The organism is Rhodococcus sp. 7Tela_A2 (assembly GCF_049311045.1).
In the GTDB taxonomy this organism is placed as follows: domain Bacteria; phylum Actinomycetota; class Actinomycetes; order Mycobacteriales; family Mycobacteriaceae; genus Rhodococcus.
Genome location: NZ_JAXION010000165.1, coordinates 1 through 7,238 on the forward strand (window position 1 = coordinate 1; position 7,238 = coordinate 7,238).

At 66.5% G+C, this 7,238-nt stretch carries 7 protein-coding genes; 2 read left to right on the forward strand and 5 right to left on the reverse strand.

Features of this window, described 5'->3' with window-relative positions:
- Positions 1-58: 58 nt before the first annotated feature.
- From TVH25_RS20085 to TVH25_RS20095, 3 genes are all read right to left on the reverse strand, one after another.
- On the reverse strand, positions 59-1,069 hold the full coding sequence (locus tag TVH25_RS20085) for an anti-sigma-D factor RsdA (protein WP_422425306.1): 1,011 nt from the start codon (positions 1,067-1,069) through the stop codon (positions 59-61).
- Positions 1,062-1,640 (reverse strand): sigma-70 family RNA polymerase sigma factor, encoded by a 579-nt coding sequence (locus tag TVH25_RS20090; protein ID WP_169619927.1) that lies wholly within the window; start codon positions 1,638-1,640, stop codon positions 1,062-1,064. Before TVH25_RS20090 ends, TVH25_RS20085 begins: the two co-directional genes overlap by 8 nt.
- A 120-nt stretch (positions 1,641-1,760) precedes the next feature.
- On the reverse strand, positions 1,761-2,678 hold the full coding sequence (locus TVH25_RS20095; protein ID WP_422425307.1) for a hypothetical protein: 918 nt from the start codon (positions 2,676-2,678) through the stop codon (positions 1,761-1,763).
- Positions 2,679-3,213: 535 nt separating this feature from the next.
- Between TVH25_RS20095 and TVH25_RS20100 the strand changes: the two genes are divergently transcribed.
- Positions 3,214-3,507 (forward strand): WhiB family transcriptional regulator, encoded by a 294-nt coding sequence (locus TVH25_RS20100; RefSeq protein ID WP_072699558.1) that lies wholly within the window; start codon positions 3,214-3,216, stop codon positions 3,505-3,507.
- A 157-nt stretch (positions 3,508-3,664) separates the two neighbouring features.
- On the opposite strand, the gene groL is transcribed toward TVH25_RS20100, so the two are convergent.
- Together groL and groES are read right to left on the reverse strand one after the other, a co-directional pair.
- Positions 3,665-5,281 carry a chaperonin GroEL gene (gene groL, locus TVH25_RS20105; protein ID WP_169619928.1) on the reverse strand — a complete coding sequence of 539 codons (1,617 nt, stop codon included), beginning with the start codon at positions 5,279-5,281 and terminating at the stop codon, positions 3,665-3,667.
- 87 nt (positions 5,282-5,368) lie between these two features.
- Entirely contained in the window at positions 5,369-5,671 is a 303-nt protein-coding gene (groES, locus tag TVH25_RS20110) for a co-chaperone GroES (protein ID WP_006550071.1), read from the reverse strand.
- A gap of 317 nt (positions 5,672-5,988) precedes the next feature.
- On the opposite strand from groES, the gene TVH25_RS20115 reads away from it, so the two are divergent.
- On the forward strand, positions 5,989-7,238 hold a 1,250-nt coding region (locus TVH25_RS20115), incomplete at its 3' end, for an Hsp70 family protein (protein WP_422425308.1).

Sequence of the window (7,238 nt, forward strand, 5' to 3'; positions counted from 1 at the left end):
GGCCCCCGGGGGGGCCGCGCCGCCCCCTCGTTTCTGTGAGCAGGTCGAGACCGTCCCCTTAGGGAGTACCCGGTTCCGAATTCGCCGTCGTCTGCGAATGCGACGCAGACGCAGGCGAGGTGGGCGGTAGCGGCGACGTATCCCCCGGTGTCCCGCTCGACGGTTCCGTCGTCCCGGGCTGGGTCGGTGACGGCGTCGGAGTCGGCGAAGGAGTGTCGGACGGCGGCGGTGCATCGAGAATGGTGGGGTCGATCGGCGGCGGGGACGGTGACGGTACCGGTTGCGACGGCTCGACGGGACCGGGCGTCGTCGGAAGCGGCCCCGGCTCCACGGGAAGGAGGGTGTCCGACGGAATCTGCCCGACGTCGGGCGCGGGCACCACCGCAGTGTCCGAGGGGGGTGGCAGTGGCAGTGGCGACGGCGCGGGCGCCAGTTTGTCGATTTCGGCCGACAACCGTTGTAGCCAGTCTCCGAGGGCATCGCGGTCGCCCTGGTCGGTGACACGCGCCGACCGCGCTTCGGCGGACTGCAACAATTGCTCCGCTTCGTCGGTCTTTCCGTCGGCGATCAATTGCTCGGCGCGTTCGAGGGTCGACGTGGTATCGATGCGGGCTTCTGTCGATTGCGCCTGCTCGCTGAACACGACCTGCTTCACGCTCCACAGCGGGTCGCCGGGCTCTGCGCTGTAGGACACCGCAGTGGCGCCGCCGAGAGCAATCATCACCAGCGCGGCAGCCCCGGCAATCGGGCGGATCACGCGAAGTTGGCTCTTCGACCGCGCACGCCGTGAGGCGAGGGCGTCACGAGCACCGAGTTCCCTGTGGACGGCTGCGACGACCTGATCGAGGTCCGGCTCCGCGGGTACCGGGTCGGACAGGATCTCGGCTCGCCAGCCGGCCAGCAGAGTGGCGAGTTCGTATTCCTCGGTCGATTCCGTCTCTACGGGACCGTTTCCCGAGATCGCGTCGATGAGGGCGTCGTCTCGCCGGACTGCAGAGATGTCCACGGTAGCGTCGCCGTCGGGCAGATCCTCGGAGAAGCTGCCGCCCGAGTTGCGCCTCCTACCCATTCCTTTCACCTGCTCTCGTGACTTCTTTCTTGAGTCTGGCGATGGCTCGGTGCTGAGCCACTCGTATCGCTCCCGCTGTGCTTCCGACTGCCACGGCCGTTTCCTCGGCCGACAACCCCATCACCAGACGCAAGATCAAGATCTCGCGTTGTTTCTCCGGAAGAATCTCCAAAAGCTTCTTCATCTCCCGGCCGGCTTCCGAGTTGAGCGCAAATTCCTCCGGGCTGTCGTCGAGCGACATCACTTCCGGCACATCCGCAACGGGTTCGGCGCGATTACGCGCCGCGCTGCGGTGTGCGTCGGCGACCTTGTGGGCCGCAATGCCGTAGACGAACGCCATGAAGGGGCGTCCCTGGTCCTGATATCTCGGCAACGCAGTCATCACAGCCAGGCACACCTCCTGCGCTACGTCGTCTGCAGAGAGCTGGCCGCGCTCTGCGGATCCCACTCGTGCGCGGCAGTACCGCACGACGAGCGGTCGAACACCTTCGAGAACTCGGGAGAGAGCAGCACGATCACCCTGCGCAGCCGCAACAACGGCGGCGTCCCACTCCTCACCCATAACAGTCATCGATTGCGCAAGTCCTGGCGTTACAGAGACACGATCCCCCACCCGGGCGTGCTTCCACGGAGACGTGGAACCCACCTAGCGTAGCGATAGTGGCCGACAATTCGGGTACGGCAGTACCGGTCAGACGCCCATCGGGACAAATCGCCCACCGCGGCGGACGATCGTTGCGGCGCATGCGTTCACCGCTGCTACCGCCTCGGGGGAGTCACCGACGCCCGCGAGCATCATCGCTGCCGCCCACCGGAGCGGGATCAAGCCGTGTTCCGCGCAACGGTCGAACACTTCTCTCGCGAGCTCACGCGCCGGCTCCGAATCGGCATCGCCGGTCAGCGACGCGGCCCTGATCAGGTCGGATTTGATCGTGTGCCGCACCGATCCGTACCGCGACGCGAGGGCGGCAGCACGATCCGCGAACACACGAGCGGTGGAGAAGTCCCCTCCGGCCAGCGCCGATTCGGCACTCACCCATGCGAGGCGTATCCGCTGGCGCAGAAAGGGTGCGTCGCCGTCGGCGTCCTCGGCCTCGTCCAGCACCGCGGTGCACCGTGTCAGCAGGTCCCGGGAAGCCGCGAGCCCCCCGGTCCCCAGCGAGTCGGCGGCGAGACCGGTCAGTGCGTCGCATCGAGCTCGGACACAACGGATGCGGTTCTCCGGATCCCCGTGCGAGGCAGCCTCCGTCCCTACTGCCGCCAGCGCCCGGCCGTCCGACGCCGCAGCCACCCGATGGCCTCCGAGTTGGCGGAGCAGCGACGCCTCGGTACTCGCGACGAGTGATGCCCAGGCCCCTGTCGGTCCGACCTCCCGGCGGAGCCGCGAGAGTTCGGCTCGCGCCGCGGCATAGCGCCCCTGGCCGCCCAGGGCCACGGCGCGGTGCCACCGCTGTTCCACATCGTGCGCTGCCGGGAGCGGATGCATGCCCGGGGCGGCGCCGAATGCCGCAGCGGCCAGCACGGCCGCCGTGCCGGGCGAACTCGGCGGCAACGAACGCTGCGGCCCCGCCGATTCGATGTCATCCTTCATGGGGCCTTTGGCGAACATCGGACAATCATCGCACCGACGTTCGGCCCGCCCCATCCGGGCCGAATGTTTCAAGAAATACGCACCGCGCGCGCAAATAGTCTTGAAGAGTGGAATAGGACGAACGTCCAGTGAACCGAATTCGAACATTTCCTTTAACTTAGCGTTAAGAACATACAATTTGTATGCCCAACGAAGGCAGCGCACAAGAGGCTCCGCGACGAGGGCGAAACCCCCGTACACCGGGCACATCGCTGCCTTTGCACTGGTTAGGGCGATGAGCGATCCCGGCCATGTCCGCAACGCCGGATTTCGAAAGACATTCGGCTGCCGGGTTGCATCATGACCCGGTCACGATGTAAATATTTCAGGGGTTAATTCTTGACGTTGTTGTTATGGACTTCGCCACTGATCGAAACCCTTGACGGTGAATCGATAACGCTTTTACGGTGAGTTCGCTCGAAACAAAGATTCGCTCGGCTGCGTGGGGGGTACCCCACCACCGAACTACGGTCCGCTCGTCCTTGATGCGAGCAACGCTGCGAAGGAGTGCCACATGCCTGCACCGAATCACCTGCCCGGGCCCAACGCGGACCTGTGGGATTGGCAGATGGACGGCAAGTGTCGCGGAGTGGACTCCTCGATGTTCTTCCATCCGGACGGGGAACGGGGACGTGCGCGCGCCCAGCGCGAGAGCCGTGCGAAGGATCTGTGCCGTAGTTGCCCCGTGCTCGAGCAGTGCCGCGAGCACGCACTCACCGTTGCCGAGCCGTACGGCATCTGGGGCGGAATGTCGGAGACCGAACGTGAGATGTACGCCCGTCATCGCCGGCGCAAGGTCGCCGTGTGATGCGGCCCCGGTGCGGATGACCCCGCCCTACAGGCTGCACGTCCGAGCGTCGTCCGCCGAGCGCCCGACGGCCCGAGCCGGCACCGCCCTCCGACACGACGAAGCCCCGCGCATGGAACTCTGCGCGGGGCTTCGTGTTTCGTGTCTCGGTTCGCTCCTAGTGAGCGTGCCCGTGACCGTGGTTGTCGTCCGCAGCCTCTTCGGGCTTCTCGACGATGGCACTCTCGGTGGTGAGGATCATCCGCGCGACCGACGCCGCGTTGACAACCGCCGAGCGCGTCACCTTCACCGGATCGACGACACCGTCGGCGAGCAGGTCGCCGTAGGTGAGGGTCGCGGCGTTGAAGCCGTGGCCCTTCTCCGCTTCGGTCACCTTGTTCACCACGACGGCTCCGTCGAGGCCGGCGTTGGAGGCGATCCAGTACAACGGCGCGGTCAGCGCGGTACGCAGGACCGCGACACCGAGCGCCTCGTCGCCCGAGAGCGAGTCTTCGAGTTCACGCAGCGAGAGCGACGCCTGGACCAGAGCCGAACCGCCACCGGGGACGATGCCCTCTTCGACGGCGGCCTTGGCCGCGTTCACGGCGTCCTCGACCCGGAACTTGCGTTCCTTGAGATCGGTTTCGGTGGCCGCGCCGACCTTGATGACCGCCACGCCGCCGGCGAGCTTCGCCAGACGCTCTTCGAGCTTCTCGCGGTCCCAGTCGGACTCGGTCGCCTCGATCTCACGCCGCAACTGCGCCGCGCGTGCTTCGATCTCGTCGGCCGTGCCTGCGCCGTCGACGATCGTGGTGCTGTCCTTCGTGACGACGACACGACGTGCCTTGCCGAGCAGGTCGAGTCCGGCCTCCTTCAGGGACAGGCCCAGATCGGAGTTGATGACCGTACCCGCGGTGACGACCGCGAGGTCGTCGAGGAACGCCTTGCGGCGATCGCCGAAGTACGGCGCCTTGACCGCGACAGCCTTGAGGGTTTTGCGGATCGCGTTGACCACGAGGGTCGACAGCGGTTCGCCTTCGATGTCCTCGGCGATGAGCAGAACGGGCTTACCCGATTCGGCGATCTTCTCGAGGAGCGGGAGGAAGTCGGGAAGCGAGGTGATCTTCTCGCGGTAGAGCAGGATCAGCGCGTCCTCGAGGACGGCTTCCTGGGTGTCTACGTCGGTGATGAAGTACGGGGACAGGAAGCCCTTGTCGAACTGGACACCCTCGGTGACGACGAGTTCGGTGTGCATGGTCGAGGATTCCTCGATCGTGACGACACCGTTTTCGCCGACCCGCGTGAGGGCCTCGCCGACCATCTCGCCGATTTCCGCGTCACGGCACGAGACCGTGGCGACCTGCGCGATGGCGTTCTTGCCCTCGACCGGGGTGGCGGCCGCGAGCAGAGCTTCGCAGACGCGGTCGGCACCCTTGGAGATGCCCGAACCCATGGCCATCGGGTTCGCTCCCGCGGCGATGTTTCTCAGGCCGGCCTTGACGAGCGCCTGCGCGAGAACCGTCGCGGTAGTGGTGCCGTCACCCGCGACGTCGTTGGTCTTGGTGGCAACGCTCTTGACGAGCTGAGCGCCGAGATTCTCGAACGGGTCTGCCAGTTCGATCTCCCGGGCGATGCTGACACCGTCGTTGGTGACGGTGGGGCCACCGAAAGCCTTGGCGAGCACGACGTGCCGCCCACGCGGGCCGAGGGTGACCTTGACGGCGTCGGCGAGCTGGTCGACACCGCGTTCGAGTGCTCGGCGCGCGGTCTCGTTGAACTCGATTTGTTTGGACATGTTCTCCGGCTACTCCTGGACTCGGGTGATCCGCAACGGATTCCGCCCCGGGTCCATGACGGAACTCCGGGGCGGAATGTGTGCGGCCTACTTGGCGACGACAGCCAGGACGTCGCGCGCAGACAGGATCAGGTACTCCTCGCCGGCGTACTTGATCTCGGTTCCGCCGTACTTGCTGTAGATGACGACGTCGCCTTCCTTGACGTCGAGCGGGATGCGCTTGTCGCCATCTTCGTCCCAGCGGCCGGGGCCTACAGCGACGACGGTGCCCTCCTGGGGCTTCTCCTTCGCCGTATCCGGGATGACGAGGCCGGAGGCAGTCGTCGTCTCGGCCTCATTGGCCTGGACGAGGATCTTGTCCTCGAGCGGCTTGATGTTCACGCTCGCCACGATGAGCCCTCCACTTTCAGGGGTTTTTGGGTCCGAAGCTCTCGATGTCCTCGGACGCGGGGTTGTTCAGTCACCACGGGTGACGCCGTACGCAGACCCGTCGTCGCGGGTGCCGGATCAACGCTCGGTGTCACTAGCACTCTATACATGAGAGTGCCAGCCACTCAAGAGGGGCCGGGGCCGACGCGCCGACCCGAGTCACCACATACAGAATTATGTTACGGTTGCATAACGAAATCGAGAGCGTGACCATACGGTGACCCAAGAGAGGGAAAAGAACCCCGCCCGAGCACCGGTCATGCACGAGAGGTGAACTTATGCCCACGTCGCTAGGCATCTCCGTGGGAACGTCAGGTGTCGGTTCGGCCCTACGGGTCGACACGGAGACCGGATCCACCACCGAGTACCGCCGACTGGCTGCCGATTCCGACCGAAGCCGTGAACTCGGTGATCTTGTGTTCGACGCCGTCTCCCTGATGTGCGCGCACCTGGCGGATCGTCCTGTTGTCAACGTCGCCTACCGCACCGACGAACAAGCCGAGACCGTACGTCTCGCTGCCGAACGCGAGGGACGACACGTACGACTCGTCCCCGAAACCGCTGCGACGCTCGCATTCCTCCGCACCGTGGGCCTTCGCTCCGAAGCGGGAACGGTCGCGATCGCCGATCTCGGTGCCACGGGCACCACGGTGTCCGTCCTGGACCAGTCCACCGGCACCGTCCTTCGCTCTGCACGCACCGAAGAAGTCAGCGGCAACGCGCTCGGAACACGGATCTACGAACGGGTCCTCCGCTCCACGAGCACGATGCGCACCCGCCGCCGGATCGACTCCGAGTTGCTCGCCGCCCGGTGCCAGGGCGCCCAGGAGGTACTCACCACCGCCGACGTCGCGCGGATCGACATCGCGGAAGCGGGACCCGACGCGTCCGTCACCCTCACCCGCGCCGACCTCCACGAACTGAGCGCCGACCTCGCCGACACGGCTGCCGCATTCACGCGGCGCATCTGCACCGGATCGACACCGCACCCACGGACACTCGCACTGGTCGGTGGCGCGGCCGGCGTTCCCGCCCTGGCCGACGCAATTGCGGGCGCGTTCGACGGCGACACCATGCGCGTGGCCGAGCCTGCATCCGCTGCGGCTCAGGGCGCCGCCTTGATCGGCGAGTCCGCCGAGGCAGCGGCCTATCCCTTGGTCGGGTCGTCGAGGACGCGTCGCGGCAAAACGAGCGGACGACTCTCGGGCACGCTTGCCGGTGTACTCGTGCTGAGCGCGATCCTCGCGGGTTTCGCCACCGAGCATTTCGCCGGCCGCGACACCGCCGGCGGGCCGGTCTCGCCGTTGATGACGAGCGGAGCGGTACCCCCGGCGAACGAGGACGCACCCCGGGCGCCCACCGAGACCGCGATCCCGCCCCAGGACCCGGATTCGCTGCCGATCTCGACTCTCACCTCGGACGCACAGTTCCCGCCCGCACCGACCGCCGACATGCTCCCTCCGGCCATCCTCGACACGGACATCCCCGGATCGAGCACGTCGAATCCCCGGTCCGGTGGATCCACGGT